Consider the following 24,548-nt stretch of genomic DNA (forward strand, 5'->3'; position numbering starts at 1 on the left):
CCGAACATCGATTGTGATTTTCACTGCAGGCGGACGCTTTCCCGAGGGCTTGTCTTCAGCTAAATTCAGCTCCACAAACCGTCGCTGAATTGGATCTTCAGACTGCGCTCTATCCTCAGGGAGTCGCCGCCTTTCGTTTCAATCACTCGTTTCCAAAACAGACGTTCACCCTCGTGATAACTGATTACATTCATGATATTTGTTAAAACCCTTCATTATGAAAGTGGTTCAATCAAATGACGATCCGTCCAACAAACCCTCTGCAGGTTCATATGGATTCACGAGAGATAATTTTTCGATGTCGCAAAAAAGAACCTTTTCTTGTTTATGATTTTGAAAATAAGGTGGATATGCACGCCTTTCAACAGTCACAACATCCATAATATGAACTTGACCATGCATTTGTACCCGTATAGGCAAACGCCAAGACCTGGCTTGCTTTAATAACTTTCCAAGCATCCCCTCTTCATAAGGTAATAAATGGAACCATTGTAAAGGAAGGCGTTTTACATCTTCACGTTCAGGAAATATCGGAAATGTCACGGTGACTACTTCATCATGCTCATTATCATCTCCGTGATACGCTTCTGTCTCTTGGCCATCTTCCAAGTTGTACCCTACCTTTTTCAATTGTTTTTCAAACTGTGGTTGGTATACTGTTCGTACAAACACTTTGTTATCGACTTGAATCACCTGTTCACGATCTTCACACTGATTTATAACGAGCTCGGCTTGGCCTTGATCTCGAAATTGATAATTTAACCAAGTATCCGGATCTTTTTTTACTGAATGAGAAGAATGCAACCACCGGCGCCAAGTCATCACCGTTTTGTCTCTATCGATCATGTAAGGTTCTAACGTTTTGACAAGTCCGTCAAAATGAGGGAAAAGTGGCTTTTCATTTTGAAACCTTTCCGCTTCAAATTCGACTGTCCAATAAACGTCCAAATCAACAACCTCTCCCCAACATAAAACTGAAAACAGTTTTTCTAAAGGCATGAACGGTTGAATTAAAAATTTTGTAAAATCAATTTCTAGAATATTCTCTTGATATAAAAGTGAATGAAATGACGTTAACCACCTTTCTTCTTCATCTAACACCCATACACCTAAGTCAATAAGCGTTTTGAATTTGTTTTCCCATGAAGAACACCCTTTAACCAGATTAAGCATTTCCTCATAAGACACTGCCCTTCCTTGTTGCATGACAAGTAAACGTTCAAGCAATTCATTTGAACGCAGCGCTTCATCCGTCGATAAATAATTCAACTGTACTTGATAAAACCATTCGTCAAAACGACTTCGTAACAACCATGCCCAACGAACCTGCTTTTGGTAAGAAGATAAATCCTCGTCACCAGCTGCAAAAAAAGGTTCCGCCGTATGTTTCACCGCCTTGATAAAACGAGTCCATTCCTGTTCAATGACAGGAGGCGTCACAAGCTTTCTACGCTCTTCGATAAGAAAAGGTTGAAGCCCATAACAAACAGGCTCTAAAATGGATATATTTTGCGCACACACTGTTTGGTAACTAGGCGCAATAAGTGAAGAACAAAGAAAAGAAAAAACCGGATCAGGTATCGTTAACGCAGGCTCATTTTTCCGCCACCTAACCGAAACAACGATCTTTTTCTCTTGCAACTTTTCAAAAAATCGCATCTTTTCTAACTTCGTTCCCCTCGAAACATCCGCAACAGCTTGAATCCATTCCTTGTAGCCACGACCATTTTTCAAAAGTAAAGCACGTAACAAATCACGCTCTTCATCAGTTAGCGCCTCGACCCATTCGCGCACCTCATCAACACGAACATAAGGATGCACAGCTTGCTCCACACCTTCTCGCGTCTTTTCAATCCACCTCATTGAGACCACCCTAACCATTCATAGGTATATCCTTGCTCTTCCATAAACCGTTGACGCTTCACAGCTGCCATTTCCTCTTCCGTCCCCTCTGTCACAATTGAATAAAAATAAGCAGGATGATCATCCTTCTTTTTCCGCAAAATACGGCCAATTCTTTGCGCTTCCTCTTGCCTTGAACCATAATGACCCGACAACTGAATCGCAACCTCAGCATCCGGAAGGTCAACAGCCACATTTGCTACCTTACTCACGATCAGCGTACTCACTTTGCGCCCCCGAAAATCTTCATAATACTTCTCACGCTCAACAATAGGAACTTGTCCTGTAATCAAAGGCGCATCCACTTGTTCCGCAGCATAACGCAATTGTTCAAGATAATGACCAATCACAAGAACTTGATCACCCTCATGAACCCTTAAAAGAGACTTGAGAAGTTCTATTTTTTTAGGATTGACACTTGCCATTTTGAACCGTTCTTGTTTATTTGCTTCGACGTACCGTCTTCTCGTTTGATACCCAAATTGAACCGTATAAGTATAACAATTCGGATTCGCTAACCACCCTTGCTGCTGTAAATTGCGTAACGGCTGATCATCACGTTTCGGGCCGAGCAAGGCATATAGATCACGTTCTTTTCCATCTTCTCTGACAAACGTAGCCGTCAACCCTAACCGTTTTTTCCCTTGTAAATCTGCCGTTGCTCGAAAAAGAGGCGCAGGCAACATATGCACTTCATCATAGATTAAAAAGCCCCAATCCCGCTCTTGAAACAGTGGTAGGTGAACCCACTGCTTTTCTTCCTGCGAACGATACGTCATCATTTGATACGTTGTAATCGTGATTGGGGCAACTCGTTTATTGTTACGACTATAGCAAGAAATGTCCTCTTCCTTGAGCGTCGTTTTCGCCAGTAACTCCCTTTCCCACTGCTTCATGGACGTTTCATTTGGCGTCAAGATTAACGTTTCTTCTTGAATATGTGCAATAAGGGCAATAGCGACAATCGTTTTTCCCGCACCACATGGTAAAACGATAATCCCATTTTGATGGTCACGTTCATTCCCCTTCACGTAACGTTGGACTGATTCTTCTTGATAAGGACGAAGCCGGACATGCGAGTGCAACGAAACCGATAACGGTTGTCCCGTTTGTCGCCAGTAATGATCTGTGACAGGATATCCGTGGTGTGCTAAGCTACGCTTAATGTCGAATCGATGGTCGGGATCTATTTGATATACCTTTACACCACGCTCTTTGTCAATAGAAGAAAGCGTCAAGAAGTCCAATGAACGAGGAAGATGTGCTAGTCTCGATACAAGCACACATTGACCATTTCGTTTTTCAATCGTAACCTTGCCGACATGATCCATCGTCTCCTTTACCCATTTTTGCAAGGGAGTTGGAATCTTTTTTCTAGACATTGATTCTAAAAACCATTGGAGGCTTGTAAACGTCCACCCTTGGTGAACTGCACTCCATAGTGAAGATGTTGTTATTTGATAAATATCAACACTTTGTGTTGTTTGTTGCCATTGTGATACTTGTGTTAAGGAACGTAAAATTTCTTCACGTTGGTCGATTTCGTAAGGAACATATATTTTGCCATCGTACAAAATAATAAGGTCTCTCTGTCTCGCCACATCCATCTCCCCCATATTTAAATATCGATACTAAATGACCGTTCTTCTCCCGTCTCTCGGTCGATAAGCATGATCGTATGTACAGTCGGGGAGAGATTGCTTAATTGAAAACTCGATGAATGAAAGGTGTCAACAAAATCACCATCAACGTAAACATTTATTTTTTTTGAAACAGTCTCCTCTTTATGACCAGGTTTTTTAAACTGCCTCGTTTCAGGTGTCCATTCAATTGCGAGGTGCCCGTCTCCATGCTCATATATTACAGTGACGTCCTTTTCATCTATAAGGATTTTCTCGGACTCACTTGTATCTGTTGCCACAACAAACAACAATAACAAAACAACCATCGGTAAAAAACATTTCTTAAGTGACACTTTTCACATCACCTTCTTTATCCAACTTGTTAATTCTACTTTCACCGATTCAAAGCTTTGTTATACGTCAAAAGAAAAACGAGACTGACGACGAACGGTTGATTAGAAATCACAACCGTTCGTTTATCAGTCTGCGCTTCCCATATGTCGAACCATCTCCATCATCATCGCTGCAGAATCGATTTGTTGTTGCAATCGATCGATGCGTTGCGAAAACGTCTTGCCATAAAAACGCCGCGCTTCCATCGTCATTTCTTGCAAACGATCTGGATCTCGCGACAACCGACGATACCAAAATGGATGCTGTCGGATAAACCTTCGTAAATCCGGGTGTTGTTGTAGGTAAATCACCACTTCTTGACGCATGATTAAATCACACCTTTAAATACCGATTAATCCCTTTGAAATGAAAAAGGTGACTGGGACTGAGAAGAGGAATTTGTGTTTGTTGTATTAGACTGCGATGAAGATGAGGAGGAACCTTGACGGAATTGGTCGACGATTCCTTGGATAGATGTAACAATCCCCCCTATTTGCTCTAAGTGGCTTTGAACATCATTAAGGTTTATATTTTTCATCATCCCTAATAAATCTTGCAAGTCTTGTTTATTTTTTTCGTCGTCACTATCGTCTTTATCCTCTTCACCTTCTTCATCCTCTTCATTTTCTTCTTGATCAACACCATCGTCATTTTGTGGCTGTTCGTTGCGTTTATATTTTTCCCATATCGGATCGTTATCACCTAAGATCATCCACTCTTCATAAAGGTCTTGTAGCGTTTTGTCACCGTTTTTCACATCTTGGAGGACATTAGGGTGGTTTTTCACAAATTCTTTAAACTTACGCACTGACGGATGCAACGATTTGCCCATAGGCACACCTCCGTGTTCCTTCATTCATTACAGCCTACGTCAATGCCTACGTTTATGTGCGCCTATTTCACCAAGGCATAATGAAATTTTGCGTATAATGCTGCTTGTAAGCACCTACCCCTAAATGGGTAAACTCATCGTGAAGTAAATTTACACGATGTCCTTCACTGTTTAGCCACCCATTTACTGCAGCAGCGCCATCGACGTATTGAGCAGCGATATTTTCAGCCGCCATTTCGTAACCAACTTCTTCGTTTGCAAGTCGGTCTTGTAATTCCCCACGACCAGGAGAAGTGTGAGAGAAATAATTATTGGCTTCCATATCTTGACTATGTTTCATGGCTACCGTAGCTGTATCATCATGCCACTCTAACCCTTCAAGACCATATTGATGACGTAATGCATTTGTGAAATGAAAGATTTGTTTTTCTGCACCACGATTAATCTCTTCCCATTCTTGCTCACTAATTGGTTCTGGTTCTAATAACTCGCCACGATAAATGATCGCATAAGGACGTTGTTTAATTAACATCTCACTCGTCAAGTAACGAACGCTCGAAAGCGTTTGTTCGTGGGCATCAAAATGAAGTTGTAACCAAACATCATCATGTTGAATAAGTGGGTGTACTCGTTGTTCCTCTTCAGTCAATTCAAATTTATAAGTCGCATATTCATCTTCCAATTGTACTTCTCTTGAAAAATTCATTTCACCATTAATATCTTCATACGAAGTACCTACTGTGAAAGGCTCCATTTTTTCTTGATCCTCCCCTGTCGCTAACAGGGTGACCACTCTTCCATTATCATTAATCCCTATTTGCCGATAAGCTTGTTTATCAGGATATACCCACCAATCATACCCATAAGCTGATGGATCCTTCCTTTCGGGTTCACCAAATTCATCAATAACTTCTTGTTCTGAAGAACCAACCCATTCATGCATCATCCGACTACCTTCGTTGTCATCACTATCTTCATTATGTACACCGCTGTCACCATCTGTTTGTTCATTTAATGCTGTTTCATGATCTTCAATTTGTTCTCGTTCCTCAAAGGAAACAAGTTCATTTTTTGATCCGCCTTCCCCTTCCCCATTAGAGTTAGAGAATTTTTCAATAAAAAGGACCCCTACAATTAAAAATACTGTTACCATACCACCGAAAGCTAGTGCCAAATTAAACTTTCTCATTTTCCCTCTCCTTCAATCATCCTTATATTTTGTTTTCTTCACTTCCCTCTGTCATCCCTTCCATTTAGAAAGTTTTTAACATCTATATGCGAAAGGTGTTCTATTAACAACAAAAAAACGAGGTCGGAAATCATCATCCGACCTCACTTACACTCATTTATTTTCTTTTATCTAAAATTAGTGATGCGCTTCAGGACGCTCTGAAATTTCAGATAAAGCAAAACTTGCTTCATCTGTTGTTGTTTGTTGGACCGCTAAGTCACCTAGTGCAACGATGCCTACGAGCTTATTGTTTTGTTCAACGATTGGTAAACGACGAATTTGCTTTTCAGCCATCATTTTCGCTGCTTCATCGATCGTCTGATCAGGCTCCCCAGTCAATAAATGCTCACTCATAACCTCTTTAACTGATGTAGACCCGGGTTTTTTTTCAGCAACACCACGAACGACAATATCCCGATCTGTTAGCATACCTAATAAACGGTCTTCCTCACAGATTGGAATTGCACCTACTTCTAGATCCTTCATTTTCACTGCGACTTCATACACATTATCCTCTGGTTTACACGTTTCCACATTCGTTGTCATGACGTCTTTTAAATGACTCAAGATTCAATACCTCCTTTAGCTTATTCTTTTTTATGTTACCCAAATCTGTACATAGCATGCTAACTTTAATGATGGAAATCCGTTTGATTCACAGCATTTGCAAATTAATAACATTCATACTATGATAAACTAGAAAAGTTTTGCGTAATGATAGAGGAGGGAATACGATGAAGTTCGAAAACAGTCAAATCGCGGGATTGGAAGTAAACTTCGATGCTTTAGATGACATTTTATCCAAAGCTGGTTTTATTCATGCAGGTCAATGGGATTATGAACGAGTCACATTTGATTACAAGCTAGAAGACCAAGTTCGTCAAGATATTTATTACTTCCGTATCCAAGCCTATGCTACAAAAGGGGAAACACCATCACCATCGGCTACTGTTAAATTGTTAACGCCCGTTCTAGGTAAACATTATTACCCACATGGTGTCGAATATGATGAAGAATTCCCGAAAAAAATCGTTGATAAATGCAGCAAAAAACTCGAATCGATTTCCGAGAAATTAAAACCTGTTGCTGAAACAAACATAAGCAATTAATCTATTCTATTTCATAGCCGCAACCCTGTCGTGAAGACAAGGGTTGCTTTTTCTCTCTAAAATGAATTTCGTAAACGAATGGCTTCTTTTTTGATCATGAGTGCTGAATTGTAATCTCGGTCAAGATTTAGTCCGACAAATAGATGGATAAATACGTTCTGATCATTTGATTACTTTTTCTGAACCACATTTCAAACAAGTTTTCATAGCGGGAAACCATTTATCAATTTTGACAAGCTGTTTTCCTTGTGATTGTAGCAAGAAAGAAAATCTTCCCCTCCGAAATCCACCTCCCTCTTATTGTTGGCCACGTCGTTCACACGTTGAAGGAGAAGACTTCTTTTAGAAACACGTTAAAAGATTTTTAACGAAATGACTACCATTCTTTTTTTTCACGACTTATAATGGTAATTGTGAACGTAACAGCTAGAAAGGGGTTACTCATGACATCAATTAACTGGAAAAAGATTCTATACATCCTAATAGGCGTCTTAGTTGCAGTCTTTTTCATCTTTTTTATTTTACCTGTTTCATTACCAATATTATTAGCACTACTTACCGCGATCATACTCGCCCCTGCTGTGCGAGTTTTTCAAGAAAAGATAAAGTTGAATAGAAAAATCTCTGTATTTTTCGTTTTCTCACTATTTTTGTTTGCTATTAGTATAACTAGCTTCTATGCAACAACACAGTTGACAACACAAGTCAATTCACTTGTTGATAACATGCCTAGAATGATCAATGAAGCAAACTATGCTTGGATGAACTTTCAAGACGATGTGGAAGAGCGATTCCCTGAATTGCCAGAAGGTTTTTTCGAAGACATAGACCAACATGTAACAGATTGGTTTATAGATGTGAGAGATGACTTTGAGAACAGTGATATTATTGGAACGGTCACTTCTTTTATTGTTAGCATTCCCTCTTATATCATCTCGTTACTCGTTTATTTAATTGCATTGTACTTATTTTTATTGGACATGCCTCGATTAAAAACGAAACTCTTTTCTTATATGAAAGAAAAAACTGCTGAAAATGTGCGCTTTATGGTATCGCGTATGTCCTTTGTCATTCTTGGTTTTTTAAAAGCTCAGTTTCTCGTTAGTTTAATTATTTTAGCTGTTACATTAATCGGTCTCTACATCATCGCGCCAGAAGTTGCTCTAGTTATGTCGGTTATTATATGGCTGATTGATTTTATTCCAATTATAGGTTCAATCGCCATACTGGCTCCGTGGGCAATTTATCATCTTGTGACCGATGATATTGCTTTAGGTGTTCAGTTGCTCGTATTAGCCGGAATCCTCCTAACGATTCGCCGAACTGTTGAACCAAAAATTATGGGCAATCAAATTGGCTTATCACCTTTAGCTACATTAATTTCACTATTTATCGGGATGCAGTTAATCGGTGTATTAGGTTTTATTCTCGGTCCACTTCTCGTCATATTATTTACTTCGGCAAGGGAAGCTGGGATTATTAAGGTGAACTTAAAAATTTGACTAATATCCTTTAGGTTCCCTTCTCTAATCATTCAAGCCACTCACTAGCTATTGTCAATGAATCCTCACCATGTAAAAAAGACCACCCTTTGCAAAGTATCGTTATTGATACTAAAAGGGTGGTCTTTTTAAATCTTTTTGTAAGTTCTATTAATATTTCACGACACCGAGTAGTAACATAAGAGATGCAACCGTTGGTGCTGCAATAAATATACCTGTCCATATGAACACATTTGGCCAATATGTTCCTTTATCCTTTAGGTGCATGAAATAATACAACTGGATGACAACCATAACTGCCGCAATTAGAAGAGAGAATGGGATAGCAAAACCATTCGGAATCGCCTCGCTTGCAATTCCTAGAAACGAAAGGGCAACGAGAAAAACCATAAATACGAACGTAATGATCTGATTACGCATTTCCCGCGCTAATTGTCGTTCTGTCTTTTTCGAAACCTCTCCTTTTAATGGTGCAGTCGGATCAACATGTTCTGACATAGGCTTAACCCCCAATTCCTAAGAGATACACAACAGTAAAGATAAACACCCAAACAACATCAATAAAGTGCCAATACAATATGGCTGTATAAAACTTTGGTGCATTTGTTAACGTAAGTCCTGTGTTTCGGTAACGGATTAATAATGTCAAGATCCATCCGATACCGAAAGCAACGTGGGCACCATGTGTACCAACTAACGTATAGAAGGCACCACTAAATGCACTCGTTGTAAAGCCTAAGCCTTCGTGTACATACTCGTAAAACTCGTAAATTTCAAACCCAAGGAATGTAGCACCGAGCAGAACGGTAATCCACATCCAAGTTAGTACACCTTTCATATTACCTTTATGCATCGCAGATACTGCAAATACACTCGTTAAACTACTTGTGAGAAGGATCATCGTCATTACAAAAACAAGTGGTAGGTGGAATAAATCTGTCGCTCCTGGTCCATCAGCTGTTCCCCCTCGTAACCCGAGGTATGTCCCGATCAAACTCGCAAATAAAACCGTTTCTCCTCCAAGAAAAAACCAAAACCCAAGAAACTTATTTTTCCCTTCCAAAGTCACTTTTTCAGGGTGATCCGGGATCATTTCAGTTTCTTGATGAACTTGAGATTGTGTATCAGCCATGATTATTCCACCTCCTTGTCAGATAGGATCTCTTCTTTATGAATATGATATCCGTGATCTTCTTTTATAGAACGGACAAACATACAAGCGAAAGTGAAAGCAATGCCGCCTGCCGCAACCCAGTGGTTATGGTAGACAAACCCAAAAGCAGATACAAACAGACCAACTGCCATCAAAAACGGTAAAATTGTCGCATTTGGCATATGAATATCTCCTAATGGTTCTGAAGCCTTCATACGACCGTCACCATGCATTTTTTCATACCATAGTGGATCAAGGTCGCGAGTGAGTGGCGTTTGTGCAAAGTTATATTCTGGTGTTGGAGAAGGAATCGTCCACTCTAACGTACGACCATCCCATGGGTCTGCTCCTGGATTTCCAGAACGGATCGAAACGAAAACATTAACTAGGAAGAAAATAAACCCTATAGCCATCATAAACGCACCGATTGAACTAATAAAGTTCATATCACTAAAGCCTTGCCCTTCTAAGTATGACGCAACTCTTCGTGGCATCCCCATCAATCCGAGGAAGTGTTGGAAGAAAAATGTCAAATGGAATCCAATCAAGAATAACCAGAAAAACCATTTTCCAAGTGGCTCATTAAGCTTGTATCCAAACATTCGTGGCCACCAGTAAAAGGCAGCACTGAATAGCGCTAATACAACACCACCGACAATTACGTAGTGAAAGTGTGCAACAACAAAGTACGTATCGTGCATTTGATAGTTTGCAGCACTAACTGCTAGCATTACCCCAGTTACCCCACCCATTACGAAGGATGGAATGAAAGCCAAGGCAAATAAATTAGCGGTATTGATCTTAATTCGCCCACCCCACAGAGTGAACAGCCAGTTGAATATTTTAATACCAGTTGGTACGGCAATGGCCATTGTTGCAACCGCAAATACGGCATTAGCAATTGGACCCATACCTACTGTAAACATATGGTGTGCCCACACCATAAAACCTAAGAAACCGATGACTAATGTCGCAAACACCATCGCAGTATACCCGAACAAGCGCTTTTTCGCAAAGGTTGCGATGACTTCTGAGAAAATACCGAAAGATGGTAAAATCAGAATGTATACTTCTGGGTGTCCAAAGATCCAGAATAAATGTTGCCAAATAACAACGTTACCACCCATATCAGGAATGAAGAAATTCGCCCCAAACAATCGTTCTAGCATTAACAATAAATACCCAACTGTTAAAGCTGGAAAAGCAAATAAAATCAACATAGACGCTACGAATGATGTCCATGTAAACAGTGGCATACGCATCATGCTCATACCTGGTGCACGCATGTTTATGACCGTGACGAGAAAGTTGATTCCCCCGATCAACGTTCCAAGACCACTAATCTGCAAACCAAGTACAAAGAAGTCGAGCCCTGACCCTGCATATTGATCACTCGCTAGTGGTACATACGAGGTCCACCCTGCATCAGGAGGCCCATCTCCTAAAAAGAAACTTAAGTTTACGAAGATTCCACCTAGTAAAAAGAACCAAAAACCGAGTGCATTTAAAAATGGAAATGCTACATCTCGTGCCCCAATTTGTAAGGGAATAATATAGTTCATAAACCCAAATAAAAGTGGCATCGCTGCTAAAAAGATCATGTTTGTGCCGTGCATAGTGAACATTTCATTGAAACTTTGATAAGGAAGAAATGATGCTTCCGGGAACATCAATTGAATCCTCATCAACATGGCTTGAATACCGGCGATCACAAAAAAGAAGGCACCACCTAGTAGATATAAAATACCTACCTTTTTATGGTCGACAGTTGTCAGCCAGTCCCATAACGTACTTTTAGATTGAGACTTCTGATTCGACACGTTATTAACCCCCTAACTTATCATCAATTAATCTTGAACTTTAAGCCCCATCATATATTCGACCAGTGCTTCCATCTCATCATCATCAAAATGATCAAACCCTGGCATACTGTTTCCTGGCTTAAGTTTTTGTGGATCACGAATCCACTCTTCTAAGTTATCTTCATTAAATTCTAAAAAGCCTGCAATATTACTACGCTCACCGAAGTTCGTTAAATCAGGACCCCCTTGTGGGTTCCCGCCTTCTCCAGCTGTAGCGTGACAACTTAAGCAGCTCTCTTCATAGATCGCTCGCCCTTCTGCTGCTACTTCCGACTGTGGTTCAGTTAATTCTTGAGGTGGATTCGCCATGCTATCTGCCCATGCTTCAAATGTGTCAGGGTCAACCGCAATGACGTTAAAGTCCATTAACCAGTGAGACTCGCCACAAAATTCTGTACAACGCCCTTGGTAAATTCCTTCATCTTCTGCCTCAAGCCACATCTCGTTCGTAATACCAGGAACAGTGTCTTGTTTACCTGCTAATGCTGGTACCCAGAATGAGTGGATGACATCACTCGCTTCTAATTGAAATACGACTCGTGTGTCCGTTGGGATATACAAGTCTTGACCTGCTTCAATATCATACTCTGGATACTCAAATTCCCACCAGAATTGGTGACCTGTCACTGTTACTTCCAGGACATCTTGGTCTTCTTCTGGTTCTGTGTCTGCTAAGTCAAACGTCAATACTACGTTTGGTACAGCAATGATCAATAGTAAAAGAATAGGAATTGTCGTCCAAATAATTTCCAGACGATGGTTCCCTTCGACTTGCTTTGGAATGTGCGTATCTCCTTGTCGTTCACGATACTTAATCAAAACGTAAATAAAGATTACTACAACAACGAGGACTACAAATACCATGACAAGCAAACTTAACATAAGCAAGTCAAATTGCATATCTGCTACAGGACCTTGCGGATCCAAAGCAGATAGGTTTTCTTGGCCGCAACCGGCTAGAAATAACATGATTGCCAAAAACGATAGTAGTCGCCAAACACCTCTCATGCCTCACAAACCTCACTTTCTTTTTTTTTCTCGTTTTAACATTTAAAACATGTGAACGATGATCATTACGATAAACAAAATCATGAAGTAGTTAAGTGAGTATACAAACATCAAACGTGCCCACTTTATATCATCGTTCATTTTATAGCCAGCTAGACCTAATGCTAGCCAACCTCCCCCCATAACGAGCGCCACTAACATATAAACCGTCCCAAACGGTACTAATAAGAGTGACACAGGAATGATTGTTGCTGTGTATAAAACGATTTGACGTTTCGTCACAGCAAACCCTGCTACAACTGGCAACATTGGAATACCAGCAGCTTTATACTCATCGGAACGTTTCATAGCAAGTGCTAAAAAATGTGGCGGTTGCCAAACAAACATAAGTAAAAACAATGACCACGCCAATGGATGTAAACTAGGATCAATCGCTGCCCATCCAATGAGAGGAGGAGCGGCACCTGCAAAACTACCTACGATTGTGTTAAGTGTCGTCGTACGTTTTGTCCACATTGAATAAAGGACGACATATACGACCAACCCAACAACACCAATGAGTGCTGCAGATAAAGAAGCTAGAGCTAAAAGCGTAGTCCCAGCAATTGAAATAGACAAACCAAACTTCAATACTTGGTCTGGAAGTAACGTTCCACTTACAGTTGGACGATCTTGGGTCCGATCCATGATCGGATCAATGTCTCGGTCTATGTAGTTATTTAGACTACACCCTCCTGCTAGAATCAAGGTAGAACCTAACAAAGCTGCAATTGCAGTTAAAGGCTCTTGGATAAGTGAGGTACCCGTATAATAAGCTGCAAGAAAGAGACCAACAAAAACCGTGATCAAATTTGAAATCACAATACCTGTTTTCGTAATTGCAACATAGTCTTTCCACGAAGCTCTCGCTACAGATTTATTAGTGTGTTCTATTGAATCTTCAATCCAATTCGCCGTTTCCGAAGCCGTACTCGTCTTTTCCACTTTTTCCACCCCCTAAATGTGGGAATCTTTTACCACATTATAATAATTATTGTTTTAAAAGTCTACAAATCTACTCCTTTTTCTCCCACTTAATTTAAAAAATTCCATTGTGATCATTTTGTGACAATAGAAAAATAGAATTTTCACAATCATTATAGCTGATCATGCCATGATTTCCATCACAAAACTACATTAGCATTATGTAAATATAACTAAACTCCTCACCATAATCATAGTGATAAACGTGTTTTTCGTCAATCATCTAAATTGACATTTTCCGATGCCGCCCATAAAATATATGTGAATATTATCGTTAATAATGCTAAAAAACTCTATTAAATTGTGAAACTAAAGGCGGTGCACATTTTGAATAAAGGATTAAAATTTCTTGGTATTGTAACCTCTCTTGGTATGTTAATTGTTTTATTACAGGGGGCTCTAGTGACTCAAACCGAATCCGGTGACGCTTGTGGACAAACTTGGCCTCTTTGTTACGGAGAAGTCCTTCCTGAAGAACGAACCGTTCAAACTTGGATCGAATACACTCATCGAATCGTATCAGCAATTATGGGAATCGTTGTTATCGCTTTTTCAATGTGGGCTTGGAAAGCAATTGGACATCTTCGAGAAACGAAACCTTTAGCATTTCTCGCTATTTTCGCAATTATTTTGCAAGGTTTCCTAGGTGCAGCTGCAGTTGTTTGGGGTCAATCCGATGCAGTGATGGCTTTACACTTTGGCGTTTCACTCATTTCATTAGCCAGCGTTGTATTACTGGCGATTTTAGTATTTGAAAATGATCGACCTCGTTCTTATTGGTCGGCAAGTATGAATAAAGGAACAAAATGGTTGATTTACGGCTCTCTTATTTATACATATATTGTTGTATATACAGGAGCATATGTAAAACATACCGGTGCTGGCGGTGCTTGTATGGATTTTCCTCTTTGTAATGGGGAATGGTTTCCTGTTTTAGAGGGGCTTGTCGGCGTTCATTTTGGTCACAGAGTCGCCGCCATGACGTTATGGGCTCTCATTCTTATTTTGCTCATTCAGTTATATAGGCAGCACCGTAATCACAAACCTCTATTTTACTCAGGTGTTCTTGCATTTTTGTTTATATCGATTCAAGCACTTAGTGGCGTACTCGTTTTATTTACTACCTTCCACTTAGCAATGACGATGTTTCATGCGCTATTTGTCAGCTTATTGTTTTCTTGCCTCAGTTATACTGCGATGATTGCTATTCGTTCAAATTAGATGAATGAAATACGAACAAAAAAAGACGGCCCCTCCTATAGAGAGTCCGTCTTTTTGCATGTTTTGAATTATTTACTTGAGAATGCTTTTAACATCCAGTTATGCTTTTCTACTGATTGACGAATAGCGATAAACATATCAGCTGTTGCATCGTCCCCAGCTTCTTCACACGCTTCGATGTCTTTACCTAGTTCAGCAGATAGCTTTTCAAAGTCACTTGAAAGGTCTTGAACCATTTCCTCTGCGCTTTTTTCCCCTTCTGCTTCTTTAATCGTCGCAGCCTCTAAAAATTCACGCATTGTTGCAAGAGGAGCGCCACCAATCGTTAATTGACGCTCTGCTAGCTCGTCAATATGTCCTGCAGCTTCGTTGTACAGTTCCTCAAATTTCTCATGTAAAGTGAAAAAGTGAGGTCCTTTAACAAACCAATGATAATTATGAAGCTTAACGAAAAGTACATTCCAGTTTGAGACTTGTCTGTTTAATGCTTCTGTTACGTTTGCTTGTGCCATGTAGATCAACTCCCTTAAATTATCGTTTGCTATTTGATGTCCCCTTTGTAAAGTACCCTTAAACATCAAATTAACATCAAAAGTTACTCATCCATTATAAACCAAAGGGAGTTGATACTCAACTCCCTTTGAATTCAGCTTCCCTTATTTAATTTCCAGCAACAGCTCTCCAGCTTGGACAGCTTCAGCATTTTCTACATGCACCTCTGTGATCTCTCCATCTCTTGGGGCTTGTACAGTCGTTTCCATTTTCATCGATTCCGTGATGATTAAATGGTCACCTTTTCGTACTTTATCTCCCTTTGAAACAATCGTCTTAACAATTGTTCCTGGCATTGTTGCTCCAATATGATTCGGATTAGTTTTATCCGCTTTTGGTCTAGCTTGTACACTACTTTCAACGCTCTCGTCTTTCACATGTACTTCACGAGGTTGTCCATTTAACTCAAAGTATACAATTCGCGTGCCATCCTTTTGAGCTTCACCAATCGAAATAAGTTTAACGATTAATGTTTTACCCTGTTCAATTTCAACTTCAACCTCTTCACCTAGGCGCAAACCATAAAAGAACGTTGGTGTATCAAGAACAGAAACATTTCCATACTCTTCTTTAAACGATTGGAAATCCATAAATACATCAGGGTATAAAGCATAAGAAATCAAATCGTGACTCGTAACTTGACGCTTTAACTTCTGGAAAAGCGTTTGTTCTAGTTCATTAAAATCTACAGGATCTAACAGTTCTCCTGGACGCTCAGTAAGCGGCTGTTTGCCTTTTAAAATAATTCTTTGCAGTTCTTTCGGGAAACCTTGATAAGGTTGACCTAAATAGCCTTGGAACATGTGAACGACAGAATCAGGAAAGTCGAGTGATTCACCGCGTTCAAAAATATCATCTTCATTCAGGTCATTTTGTACCATAAATAACGCCATATCTCCGACCACTTTTGAAGATGGTGTCACCTTGACGATATCTCCGAACATATCGTTGACACGACGGTACATTTTCTTCACTTCGTCCCAACGATCTCCCAGTCCAACAGCCTTCGCTTGTTGTTGCAAGTTGCTATATTGACCACCAGGCATTTCGTGTTCATAAATTTCTGTGTGCGGTGCCATCATCCCGCTTTCAAAACCTTGATAAAACTGGCGAGTATCCTCCCAATAAGCATTTAATTTTTCGACATTGTCGATTGAAACTTTTGGCTGTCTTTCTTTCCCATCTAATGCATAGTAAAGGCTATTCATACTCGGTTGTGAAGTTAGTCCAGCCATTGAACTTACGGCCGTATCAACAATATCAACACCTGCATCGACCGCTCGCGCATAGGTAAAGACCCCGTTCCCACTCGTATCATGAGTGTGTAAATGAATAGGGATGTCGACCGATTCTTTTAACGTCGAAATCAACTGATAAGCAGCTTCTGGCTTCATTAAACCAGCCATGTCCTTAATTCCTAATATATGAGCACCTGAGGCTTCTAATTCTTTCGCTAAATCTACATAATAGTTCAAGTCGTATTTATTTCTCGATTTATCGAGGATATCCCCTGTATAGCACATGCTCGCTTCCGCAATCTTGCCAGTTTGCCTTACGTAGTCAATAGCTGGACGCATTCCATCAACCCAGTTTAAGCTATCAAAGATTCGAAAGACATCGATCCCCGCTTCTGCAGATTGTGAGACGAACTTTTCAATGACATTATCCGGATAATTTTTATAGCCTACAGCATTCGAAGCTCTTAAAAGCATTTGGAACAGGACATTTGGAGACTGTTGACGCAACGATAATAATCGCTCCCATGGATCTTCATGTAAAAAGCGCATGGCTACATCATACGTTGCTCCTCCCCACATCTCCATTGAGAAAAGGTTAGGCATCAGCCTTGCAGTTGGTTCAGCAATCTGTTTTAAATCTTGTGTACGAAGTCGAGTTGCTAATAAGGATTGATGAGCATCTCTAAACGTCGTATCCGTTAGTAATACATCATCTTTCTCCTTCACCCAGTCAACTAATCCGTTCGCTCCATGTGCATCTAGAATTTGTTTCGTTCCTTCAGGAATTGGTTCAGAATATTTTAATTTTGGAACACGTGGTTGATCAAAGACTGGTTTTTTCTCCTCCCCTATAGATGGGTGGCCATTGACCGTTGTCTCTCCAATAAAACGAAGCATTTTCGTTCCGCGATCCAAGCGTTTTGGAAAAACAAACAGTTCAGGACTTTGGTCAATGAAAGACGTGTCATATTCTCCACTTAAAAAACGCTGATGTTGAACAACATTTTCTAAAAAGGCGATATTTGTTTTTAAGCCACGAATACGGAACTCTCGTAAGTTTCTCACCATTTTCGCAGCTGCATTTTCAAATGACAATGCCCATGTTGACACTTTAACAAGTAAGGAATCATAATGAGGAGATATTGTCGCACCTCGGAAAGCGTTTCCTGCATCTAGTCGGACTCCAAAGCCCCCACTTGAACGATACGCCATAATCTTTCCAGTATCAGGCATAAATCCGTTTGAAGGATCCTCTGTTGTCACACGAGATTGGATCGCGTAACCGTGGTGAATAATATCTTTTTGCTGCGGAATACTCGTCTCAGGACCATGCAAAGTCTTACCATCAGCAATTAAGATTTGTGATTGTACAATATCTATCCCTGTAACCATTTCCGTAATCGTATGTTCAACTTGGACACGAGGATTTACCTCGATAAAATAAAATTCCCCATTTGGTTTGACAAGAAATTCTACCGTTCCTGCGTTGACATAGCCGATATTTTCCGCTAATTGAACAGCGGCTTGACATATTTCCTCTCTCGTTTCCTTTGATAAAGAAACGCTCGGTGCTACTTCAACGACTTTTTGGTGTCTTCGTTGAACGGAACAATCTCGTTCATATAAGTGCACGATGTTTCCTTCTTTGTCTCCAAGAATTTGCACTTCGATGTGCTTAGGGTTTTCAATGAATGCTTCCAAGTAAACTTCATCGTCACCAAATGATGATTTTGCTTCAGAACGAGCTCGTTCAAATGATTCTTGCAAACTTTCCTGTGAACGGACGATCCGCATCCCACGACCGCCTCCACCTAAAGCAGCTTTAATGATAAATGGGTAACCTGCTTGTTCAGCGAATGCTTCTACTTCTTCAACGGTAGATACTGGACCATCACTTCCTGGGATCACTGGTAGATCAGCAAGGACAGCTTGTTCCCTTGCTTTCACTTTATCACCGAACATATCTAAATGATCAAGTTCTGGCCCGACAAAAATGATCCCTTCTTCTTCACACCTTTGTGCAAAATGTAAGTTTTCGGACAGAAAGCCGTAACCTGGATGAATCGCATCAATACCATTTCGTTTTGCAATTTCGATAATCCCCTCAATATCTAGGTACGCGTCGATCGGTTTCTTTCCTTCTCCAACAAGGTATGCTTCATCTGCTTTGTAACGATGATAGGATCCTGTATCCTCTTGGGAATAGATCGCCACCGTACGAATATGTAACTCTGTACAAGCTCGAAAAATTCGAATTGCAATTTCGCCGCGATTTGCTACGAGTAGTTTTTTAATGTTTTTCAGTCGATTCATCTTCTTCTCCTTCCTGTCATTTAGCTCATTTTTTATTTTTTTTCTTATAATGAAGAATGAAAAAGAAACTTGATCAAGATACTATTGATCTATACTATTTTTTAGAATTTTCGTTCAAAATCTCATTTTTGTCAAGAGGACAGACTGAATTGTTTCGATGAACAGTTTACCGTCGGACTTCTTCCCCCGCTGTTGAAAAGGGATTAAGTTAACGATACAGACCCATATATTCATGAGTAACAGCCATTGAAACCAAACGGTTGTCCAATGTTCTGCATACCCGAAACCTGGTGTTAGTAAAGCAAAAGCGCATAGACCATTCATTAAAGGTCCCCCTAAATAGATCAAACACCTTCGCCACACAGGAATTTTATCTACAGATGCAAAAGTCGTAGACCCGCCCAAGAAAAACCATTGATGAATGTGAAACGTTGTTTCAAAAAAAGAGAAAGAGAATAAAACCTTCCCTTTCCCAATTACAACATTTCCACCTGGAACAAGCATGATTTTCGCCATTAAGAGATGACCCATTTCATGAAATAGGTGGGTAATTGGCGGGATTGTCACTAAACAAAACAGGAAAAATAAGACCATCTCTCCCCACATGTATACCATCACCATTCTTGTTAGCTATTACAAAAGCCAAGCTTCCCTCTTGGTGCTTGGCTCCCATATTTTTTCAAACCACCTACATTTTCATCAATCATACTTACGATTTCATGGATGCTTCATGTAATGCGGACAATTGGCGTTCTAATTCATCAAGCAATTCTTTCCCAGCCTCTTCACTAATCAAGTTCAATCGAATGGCAAAATCAATTTCTCGGGAAAGACCGAACATTCGTGTATCTAAAACTTCCTCGTAAAGAGGACATTGCGGCATGGTCAGGTTTTCCATCTGTACTTCAATCAGTTTCAGAATTTTTTGCGCATCCTCTTTTAGAAGGGCATAAGCTTTTTCACTTTGTTCGGATATCGTCTCTAACGACATTATTATCCCTCCTATCGTTCAACACATCTGTCCCTATGCATTCATGATAGCTTTTAAGGGTTAAAATTGCAACAGATGAACTTTCAATTGCTCATGTTTTTCAAAAAATAGACAAATCATAACGTTTAGAAAGCGCTTCTAGCAAGGCCATACCTGCAATACTATTTCCCGTTTCATCAAGAGCAGGACCATATATTCCTATACCAGGACCATATGGTACAGCGGCCATCATACCACCAGACACACCACTTTTTGCAGGAACCCCTACACGAATGGCGAATTCTCCAGACGCATTGTACATTCCACAAGTAACCATGAATGTTTTTAGGACTCTCGCTATATGAAGCGGAATCACTTGGCGTCCTGTTTCAATATGTTTTCCTTCATTGGCAATCACATATCCAATCTTTGCTAAATCCTCACAAGTAACTTCGATGGCACATTGCTTTGTATATAAAGATAATAATTCTTCGACTTCAATTTCAATAACACCGTGTTGCTTCATAAAGTAACAGAGTGAACGATTTAAAAATGCCGTTTCATACTCCGATTGTGCAATTTCTTCATCGTAACCTATATTCTGATTCCCTGTACATTCATGGACAAAACTTAGCAAGCGCCCTAACTTTTCTTCCATCGTGTCCCCAACAATTAATGAAGTGACTGCCAGTGCACCAGCATTGATCATCGGGTTCAACGGTTTTGACGGTGAGTGTTCTAACTTGATGATCGAATTAAATGGATCACCTGTAGGCTCCATCCCTACTTTTGAAAATACAGTTGATTCACCGCGGTCCATTAGAGCTACAGCCAGTGATAACACTTTAGAAATACTTTGCAATGTAAATTTTTCTTCAACTTCGCCAGCGATGGAACATGTATTTTCTCCCTCAAATACCGCGATAGCTAATGTGTCTTTATTCGCTTTCTTTAATGCTGGGATGTAGTCAGCAACTTCACCCGCAACAGAACACTTCTTTGCTTCTAGGACCATCTCTTCCAACATCAATCTGTCAAGACAAATCATTGAACGATCCTCCCTGAATGACGATTACAACCATTAGTTTATCCCAGTGACAAAATGTTTCATCCCCTTTATACTAGAAAACAACAAAGGAGGAATGAAAAGATGGAGGAAATGATCGTTGAAATTACAGGTGACACACTTCACACAATTACCATCGATCCTGGGGTTTGGATTTTTGATGAACGTAAAATTAATTTAGAAACATTTTTTCAAGAGGGGCATATACAAACAAATGTAGACGAAGCGCAAAAAATGGCTCAGGCGTGGAGTGCGGGAAGGATTGAAGGCGCTTACTCACCGAGCAATGACAATAAGTTATATGGGGATAAAAAGGAAATGGAAAACAAATCCTACGGCATGGCTTTAGACGTTTATTTTGATCGTGCGACTCCTCACCCCGACGCGAAGAACGTTCAAATTGAAAAAAAGGACGGCACATTGATTGACGTTTCAATAGAGGTCGCCCGTAACATGATTGCTGGCTTTTCTAAAAACGGACAAGCTCTTCGAGAAGATGGGCCAATCCACCTTTATTATGGTGATGGAAGTAATATTAACGAACCGATCACTGATGTCAAAAGGCTCATTGTCAAACACGAAAATCAATAACACGCCGGAAAGCCATACATAGAAACTTGTTTCCATTCCTTTAGAAAAAGGTCATGAGCAAATGTTCATTTTTATCGCGTAGCAACTACCTAAGGAGAGGTTTCTCTTCTCTTACAGCCAATCAGCTGCTAATTGAGCAAATGAGGAACGCTCTCCTTTCTCTAATTTCACATGCCCTGATAGTGACAACGTCTTTAACTGCTCAACGACATAAGTTAAACCGTTTGAGTATTCATCTAAATACGGATGGTCTATCTGTTTAGGATCACCCATTAATACAACTTTACTTCCTTCTCCAACACGAGTTAATATCGTTTTTGCCTCATGCTTTGTTAAGTTTTGCGCTTCGTCTATGATGATAAATTGATCTGGTATACTTCGTCCTCGAATATATGTGAGTGCTTCAACTTGAATCGAGCCCATACCCGCTAATATCTTCTCTAGTTCTTCAGACCTTTTTGTGTTAAACAGATATTCTAGGTTATCATAAATCGGTTGCATCCAAGGGCGTAACTTCTCTTCTTTTTCCCCTGGTAAAAAGCCGATATCTTTTCCGACTGGTATAACAGGTCGCGTCACTAACAACTTATTATACATATGATGGTCTTCTGTTTGAGAAAGTCCCGCTGCTAAAGAAAGCAATGTCTTACCTGTTCCTGCTTTTCCAACTAGTGTAACAAGTGGAAGGTCATCACGAAGTAACAACTCCATCGCCATCCGCTGCTGAACATTTCGTGGCTTGATCCCCCAAATAGCTTCTAAACTTTTGTTTTTTAAAAGTTCAACTTTTGTTGCGTCTTGATTCACTTTTGCAATCGCAGAAGCTGAACTTCCCGTCGCATCTTTTAAAACGAGAAATTGATGAGGAAGAAAATCGCCTGTCACAATTTCATTTGTTGGTATCCTCTTTTTTTCGTATAATGAATCGAGCTTTTCTCCTGTGACAAACCGCTCTTCATATCCTTTATACATATGGTCGAACTGGACGATGCGATCGTTCAAAAAGTCTTCGCTCTTTAAGCCTAACACATCCGCTTTCACCCTCATAAGTGCGTCTTTACTGACGAGAACAACAGGGTGAGCGTTTCTCTCTCGTTGCTCACGCTGAATGTTATAAGCGACAGCCAATATCCGGTGATCATTTGTTACCTCGATAAAATAATCGTTAAGTTCGTCAAGCGAGCGATGATTGAGCTCAACACGTACTCTTCCACCCGAGTCTAAAACAACGCCCTCATGGATCTTCCCTCTTTCTCGAAGCGTATCAAGTAAGCGAGCCACCTGCCTGGCATTTCGTCCGATTTCATCCATGTACCGCTTTTTTGAATCGATCTCCTCCAAAACCACAGCAGGGATGACGATTTCATGCTCATGAAATGCAAACATTGCGAATGGATCTTGCAGAAGTACATTCGTATCTAGAACGTAGATTGTTTTCACCTTTCCGCCTCCCCCATGCGTAAACTTACAACGATAATTTTGACTTACATAGTTAATATATATGTTCAAATAAACAATCTTAGACGAGGAAACAAAAAGAACATCGTTCAATAATTAACAAAGAGCCAAACACTTTTCAACATCGTTTGCACTGTTGAAGTGTTTGGCTCTTTCGTCGTTCCTTTATTACTTTATCGCTTCCATAACTTGTTGGTCTAATTTGTCAGCGGCTTCTTTATCGTACGTTTTTTCATACTTTGGTTCGGCACTAATTCTCGAACCATAAAACATGACATCTCGAACTTCCTCGACGATGACTTCTACCATCGCTAATTTCAACGGTACATCTTCCAATGTATTAACAGCTACTTTCGCTCTCCCAGTAATTGAATATGTAGATTCATTGCCGATTAATTCAAGAGCTAGTCTATCGTTGTTTTGAACATTTTCAATTACACGGGACCGATTATCAATGGCAAATCGAATCGTTTTTTCATTAGGTGCATAAACCCACGAAATAGCCGAAATATTTGGTCCTCCCGTTTCATGATCCACAGTCGCTACAGTTACAAAACGGTCGCGTTGCAACAAAGGTAAGAGTTCTTGCGTCAACGTCGTTTCTACACGGTTCGCCATAAGATTATCCCCCTTTAATATTCTCAATACTACTATACCTAGAAACAAAAAGAATTAAAACCCGAAATCATGATCAAAGTTACAATCAGTTTTCCCTCAATTCAATCCTCAATAGAAAATGAACATAACACGATTCCATGTTATACTAAAAGGGAAGCTCGTTTCTTTGTGAGGTGACCTATGAGAGTAAAGTGTGTAATTTGCGATAACGTTGAAAATATTGATGATGATTCACCATTAGCTAAAAAACTACGGAATAGACCTATTCATACGTACATGTGTCCAGTTTGTCACGAACGGATTCGAAAGCAAACGGAAGAACGAACATCCGCTGGGCAATTCACACAATACGGAAAAGATGAACCAGAAGATGATTGGTTTTAATAGTGAAATAATCGAAGCAAAACATGATGTTGGTATACTTTTTCATTCTACGTAAAAGGCAGTCTCGTACTGGTTTGTAACATGCATAAAGCGTGTTATGATCAGCATAGAGACTGCCTCTTTTATTTACCTAACCTTGTACATCATGCTTTTCGCTTTTATGACGCCTCAACTGCAACCTATACACAACAAGGACAACAGCAGCGATAAACAACGATTCAATAACTGGCAGTGTTAAGGCTAAGAATGTGATAAAAATGTTGCCGAATAGTAAAACAACGTAAATAATCACATTTTTTAAAATCGGTAACTTACGAGCAAACCCTAAGTTATATACAACAATCGTTAAAAAATTGACGATCAAGTAAAGCATCGCAAATGCAAACACAAACTGTTCAGGATCTTGAGCGCCAAACAATTCGGCAAAGTACGTAAAATCTGGTTCTGGAATCTCTTCGGGTAGGTTTTCTTCATCCATGATTACTACGTCCCCCCTTTAT

25 protein-coding genes and 1 pseudogene are annotated in these 24,548 nt (G+C 40.0%); 5 read left to right on the forward strand and 21 right to left on the reverse strand.

Going from position 1 to position 24,548, the window contains the following annotated elements; all coding sequences use genetic code 11:
* Window positions 1-228 precede the first annotated feature (228 nt).
* The 7 genes from HNQ41_RS01660 to HNQ41_RS01690 form a co-directional block, all read right to left on the reverse strand.
* Window positions 229-1,863, reverse strand: a complete 1,635-nt coding sequence (locus tag HNQ41_RS01660; protein WP_184662669.1) for a hypothetical protein — start codon at window positions 1,861-1,863, stop codon at window positions 229-231.
* On the reverse strand, window positions 1,860-3,503 hold the full coding sequence (locus HNQ41_RS01665) for a DNA repair helicase XPB (RefSeq protein ID WP_184662670.1): 1,644 nt from the start codon (window positions 3,501-3,503) through the stop codon (window positions 1,860-1,862). Before HNQ41_RS01665 ends, HNQ41_RS01660 begins: the two co-directional genes overlap by 4 nt.
* Before the next feature lie 17 nt (window positions 3,504-3,520).
* Complete coding sequence (locus tag HNQ41_RS01670; protein WP_184662671.1) at window positions 3,521-3,877, reverse strand: hypothetical protein; 357 nt, start codon at window positions 3,875-3,877, stop codon at window positions 3,521-3,523.
* Window positions 3,878-4,003: 126 nt separating this feature from the next.
* Window positions 4,004-4,243, reverse strand: a complete 240-nt coding sequence (locus HNQ41_RS01675) for a YlbE-like family protein (RefSeq protein ID WP_184662672.1) — start codon at window positions 4,241-4,243, stop codon at window positions 4,004-4,006.
* 26 nt (window positions 4,244-4,269) lie between these two features.
* Window positions 4,270-4,749, reverse strand: coding sequence for a YlbD family protein (gene ylbD, locus HNQ41_RS01680; protein ID WP_184662673.1), 480 nt, complete (start codon window positions 4,747-4,749; stop codon window positions 4,270-4,272).
* Window positions 4,750-4,816: 67 nt separating this feature from the next.
* On the reverse strand, window positions 4,817-5,938 hold the full coding sequence (locus tag HNQ41_RS01685; protein ID WP_184662674.1) for a CAP domain-containing protein: 1,122 nt from the start codon (window positions 5,936-5,938) through the stop codon (window positions 4,817-4,819).
* A 177-nt stretch (window positions 5,939-6,115) separates the two neighbouring features.
* On the reverse strand, window positions 6,116-6,547 hold the full coding sequence (locus tag HNQ41_RS01690; protein WP_184662675.1) for a CBS domain-containing protein: 432 nt from the start codon (window positions 6,545-6,547) through the stop codon (window positions 6,116-6,118).
* A 167-nt stretch (window positions 6,548-6,714) separates the two neighbouring features.
* On the opposite strand from HNQ41_RS01690, the gene HNQ41_RS01695 reads away from it, so the two are divergent.
* Window positions 6,715-7,089, forward strand: coding sequence for a YugN family protein (locus HNQ41_RS01695; protein ID WP_184662676.1), 375 nt, complete (start codon window positions 6,715-6,717; stop codon window positions 7,087-7,089).
* A gap of 56 nt (window positions 7,090-7,145) precedes the next feature.
* Here HNQ41_RS01695 and HNQ41_RS16575 read toward each other — a convergent pair.
* Window positions 7,146-7,347 (reverse strand): annotated as a pseudogene (locus tag HNQ41_RS16575) (zinc ribbon domain-containing protein); the annotation flags it as partial.
* A gap of 185 nt (window positions 7,348-7,532) precedes the next feature.
* Here HNQ41_RS16575 and ytvI point away from each other — a divergent pair.
* Window positions 7,533-8,591: a sporulation integral membrane protein YtvI gene (gene ytvI / locus HNQ41_RS01700; protein ID WP_184662677.1), complete on the forward strand. Its 1,059-nt coding sequence runs from the start codon at window positions 7,533-7,535 to the stop codon at window positions 8,589-8,591.
* 150 nt (window positions 8,592-8,741) lie between these two features.
* Here ytvI and HNQ41_RS01705 read toward each other — a convergent pair whose 3' ends face one another.
* The 5 genes from HNQ41_RS01705 to cyoE are packed head-to-tail and all read right to left on the reverse strand — an operon-like array spanning window position 8,742 to window position 13,598.
* Window positions 8,742-9,089 carry a cytochrome C oxidase subunit IV family protein gene (locus HNQ41_RS01705; RefSeq protein ID WP_184662678.1) on the reverse strand — a complete coding sequence of 116 codons (348 nt, stop codon included), beginning with the start codon at window positions 9,087-9,089 and terminating at the stop codon, window positions 8,742-8,744.
* Window positions 9,090-9,093: 4 nt separating this feature from the next.
* Window positions 9,094-9,723, reverse strand: coding sequence for a cytochrome (ubi)quinol oxidase subunit III (locus HNQ41_RS01710; protein ID WP_184662679.1), 630 nt, complete (start codon window positions 9,721-9,723; stop codon window positions 9,094-9,096).
* Window positions 9,724-9,725: 2 nt separating this feature from the next.
* On the reverse strand, window positions 9,726-11,564 hold the full coding sequence (ctaD, locus tag HNQ41_RS01715) for a cytochrome c oxidase subunit I (RefSeq protein WP_184662680.1): 1,839 nt from the start codon (window positions 11,562-11,564) through the stop codon (window positions 9,726-9,728).
* 27 nt (window positions 11,565-11,591) lie between these two features.
* Entirely contained in the window at window positions 11,592-12,614 is a 1,023-nt protein-coding gene (coxB, locus tag HNQ41_RS01720) for a cytochrome c oxidase subunit II (protein ID WP_184662681.1), read from the reverse strand.
* Window positions 12,615-12,656: 42 nt separating this feature from the next.
* Window positions 12,657-13,598: a heme o synthase gene (gene cyoE, locus HNQ41_RS01725; protein WP_184662682.1), complete on the reverse strand. Its 942-nt coding sequence runs from the start codon at window positions 13,596-13,598 to the stop codon at window positions 12,657-12,659.
* Between the two features lie 357 nt (window positions 13,599-13,955).
* Between cyoE and HNQ41_RS01730 the strand changes: the two genes are divergently transcribed.
* Window positions 13,956-14,858, forward strand: coding sequence for a COX15/CtaA family protein (locus tag HNQ41_RS01730; protein ID WP_343043308.1), 903 nt, complete (start codon window positions 13,956-13,958; stop codon window positions 14,856-14,858).
* Window positions 14,859-14,926: 68 nt separating this feature from the next.
* Here the strand turns inward: HNQ41_RS01730 and HNQ41_RS01735 are convergent, their stop codons facing one another.
* From HNQ41_RS01735 to glsA, 5 genes are all read right to left on the reverse strand, one after another.
* Entirely contained in the window at window positions 14,927-15,370 is a 444-nt protein-coding gene (locus tag HNQ41_RS01735) for a Dps family protein (protein WP_184662684.1), read from the reverse strand.
* 144 nt (window positions 15,371-15,514) lie between these two features.
* Window positions 15,515-18,961, reverse strand: coding sequence for a pyruvate carboxylase (pyc, locus tag HNQ41_RS01740; RefSeq protein WP_184662685.1), 3,447 nt, complete (start codon window positions 18,959-18,961; stop codon window positions 15,515-15,517).
* 114 nt (window positions 18,962-19,075) lie between these two features.
* Window positions 19,076-19,582: a M50 family metallopeptidase gene (locus HNQ41_RS16730; protein WP_343043309.1), complete on the reverse strand. Its 507-nt coding sequence runs from the start codon at window positions 19,580-19,582 to the stop codon at window positions 19,076-19,078.
* Between the two features lie 88 nt (window positions 19,583-19,670).
* Complete coding sequence (locus HNQ41_RS01750) at window positions 19,671-19,952, reverse strand: Fpa/YlaN family protein (protein ID WP_184662687.1); 282 nt, start codon at window positions 19,950-19,952, stop codon at window positions 19,671-19,673.
* A gap of 100 nt (window positions 19,953-20,052) precedes the next feature.
* Entirely contained in the window at window positions 20,053-20,979 is a 927-nt protein-coding gene (gene glsA / locus HNQ41_RS01755; protein ID WP_184662688.1) for a glutaminase A, read from the reverse strand.
* A 102-nt stretch (window positions 20,980-21,081) separates the two neighbouring features.
* Here glsA and HNQ41_RS01760 point away from each other — a divergent pair, with 102 nt between their 5' ends.
* Window positions 21,082-21,588, forward strand: a complete 507-nt coding sequence (locus HNQ41_RS01760) for a peptidyl-prolyl cis-trans isomerase (protein ID WP_184662689.1) — start codon at window positions 21,082-21,084, stop codon at window positions 21,586-21,588.
* A gap of 111 nt (window positions 21,589-21,699) precedes the next feature.
* On the opposite strand, the gene HNQ41_RS01765 is transcribed toward HNQ41_RS01760, so the two are convergent.
* Both HNQ41_RS01765 and HNQ41_RS01770 read right to left on the reverse strand, forming a co-directional pair.
* Window positions 21,700-23,028 carry a PhoH family protein gene (locus HNQ41_RS01765; protein ID WP_184662690.1) on the reverse strand — a complete coding sequence of 443 codons (1,329 nt, stop codon included), beginning with the start codon at window positions 23,026-23,028 and terminating at the stop codon, window positions 21,700-21,702.
* 186 nt (window positions 23,029-23,214) lie between these two features.
* Window positions 23,215-23,664 carry a pyridoxamine 5'-phosphate oxidase family protein gene (locus HNQ41_RS01770; RefSeq protein WP_184662691.1) on the reverse strand — a complete coding sequence of 150 codons (450 nt, stop codon included), beginning with the start codon at window positions 23,662-23,664 and terminating at the stop codon, window positions 23,215-23,217.
* Between the two features lie 180 nt (window positions 23,665-23,844).
* On the opposite strand from HNQ41_RS01770, the gene HNQ41_RS01775 reads away from it, so the two are divergent.
* Window positions 23,845-24,048 (forward strand): YlaI family protein, encoded by a 204-nt coding sequence (locus tag HNQ41_RS01775; RefSeq protein ID WP_184662692.1) that lies wholly within the window; start codon window positions 23,845-23,847, stop codon window positions 24,046-24,048.
* Between the two features lie 130 nt (window positions 24,049-24,178).
* On the opposite strand, the gene HNQ41_RS01780 is transcribed toward HNQ41_RS01775, so the two are convergent.
* Window positions 24,179-24,526, reverse strand: a complete 348-nt coding sequence (locus HNQ41_RS01780) for a YlaH-like family protein (RefSeq protein WP_184662693.1) — start codon at window positions 24,524-24,526, stop codon at window positions 24,179-24,181.
* Window positions 24,527-24,548: the final 22 nt, after the last annotated feature.

Origin of the sequence: Texcoconibacillus texcoconensis (assembly GCF_014202575.1) — a bacterium.
GTDB lineage: Bacteria > Bacillota > Bacilli > Bacillales > Salisediminibacteriaceae > Texcoconibacillus > Texcoconibacillus texcoconensis.

What these genes read in the sequence shown, in the direction of transcription:
- HNQ41_RS01660 (WP_184662669.1), bottom strand. Translation starts at nt 1,863, where the DNA reads ATGAGGTGGATTGAAAAGACGCGAGAAGGTGTGGAGCAAGCTGTGCAT.
- HNQ41_RS01675 (WP_184662672.1), bottom strand. Translation starts at nt 4,243, where the DNA reads ATGCGTCAAGAAGTGGTGATTTACCTACAACAACACCCGGATTTACGA.
- ylbD (WP_184662673.1), bottom strand. Translation starts at nt 4,749, where the DNA reads ATGGGCAAATCGTTGCATCCGTCAGTGCGTAAGTTTAAAGAATTTGTG.
- HNQ41_RS01685 (WP_184662674.1), bottom strand. Translation starts at nt 5,938, where the DNA reads ATGAGAAAGTTTAATTTGGCACTAGCTTTCGGTGGTATGGTAACAGTA.
- HNQ41_RS01695 (WP_184662676.1), top strand. Translation starts at nt 6,715, where the DNA reads ATGAAGTTCGAAAACAGTCAAATCGCGGGATTGGAAGTAAACTTCGAT.
- ytvI (WP_184662677.1), top strand. Translation starts at nt 7,533, where the DNA reads ATGACATCAATTAACTGGAAAAAGATTCTATACATCCTAATAGGCGTC.
- HNQ41_RS01705 (WP_184662678.1), bottom strand. Translation starts at nt 9,089, where the DNA reads ATGTCAGAACATGTTGATCCGACTGCACCATTAAAAGGAGAGGTTTCG.
- HNQ41_RS01710 (WP_184662679.1), bottom strand. Translation starts at nt 9,723, where the DNA reads ATGGCTGATACACAATCTCAAGTTCATCAAGAAACTGAAATGATCCCG.
- coxB (WP_184662681.1), bottom strand. Translation starts at nt 12,614, where the DNA reads ATGAGAGGTGTTTGGCGACTACTATCGTTTTTGGCAATCATGTTATTT.
- HNQ41_RS01735 (WP_184662684.1), bottom strand. Translation starts at nt 15,370, where the DNA reads ATGGCACAAGCAAACGTAACAGAAGCATTAAACAGACAAGTCTCAAAC.
- pyc (WP_184662685.1), bottom strand. Translation starts at nt 18,961, where the DNA reads ATGAATCGACTGAAAAACATTAAAAAACTACTCGTAGCAAATCGCGGC.
- HNQ41_RS16730 (WP_343043309.1), bottom strand. Translation starts at nt 19,582, where the DNA reads ATGGTGATGGTATACATGTGGGGAGAGATGGTCTTATTTTTCCTGTTT.
- HNQ41_RS01750 (WP_184662687.1), bottom strand. Translation starts at nt 19,952, where the DNA reads ATGTCGTTAGAGACGATATCCGAACAAAGTGAAAAAGCTTATGCCCTT.
- glsA (WP_184662688.1), bottom strand. Translation starts at nt 20,979, where the DNA reads ATGATTTGTCTTGACAGATTGATGTTGGAAGAGATGGTCCTAGAAGCA.
- HNQ41_RS01760 (WP_184662689.1), top strand. Translation starts at nt 21,082, where the DNA reads ATGGAGGAAATGATCGTTGAAATTACAGGTGACACACTTCACACAATT.
- HNQ41_RS01770 (WP_184662691.1), bottom strand. Translation starts at nt 23,664, where the DNA reads ATGGCGAACCGTGTAGAAACGACGTTGACGCAAGAACTCTTACCTTTG.
- HNQ41_RS01775 (WP_184662692.1), top strand. Translation starts at nt 23,845, where the DNA reads ATGAGAGTAAAGTGTGTAATTTGCGATAACGTTGAAAATATTGATGAT.
- HNQ41_RS01780 (WP_184662693.1), bottom strand. Translation starts at nt 24,526, where the DNA reads ATGGATGAAGAAAACCTACCCGAAGAGATTCCAGAACCAGATTTTACG.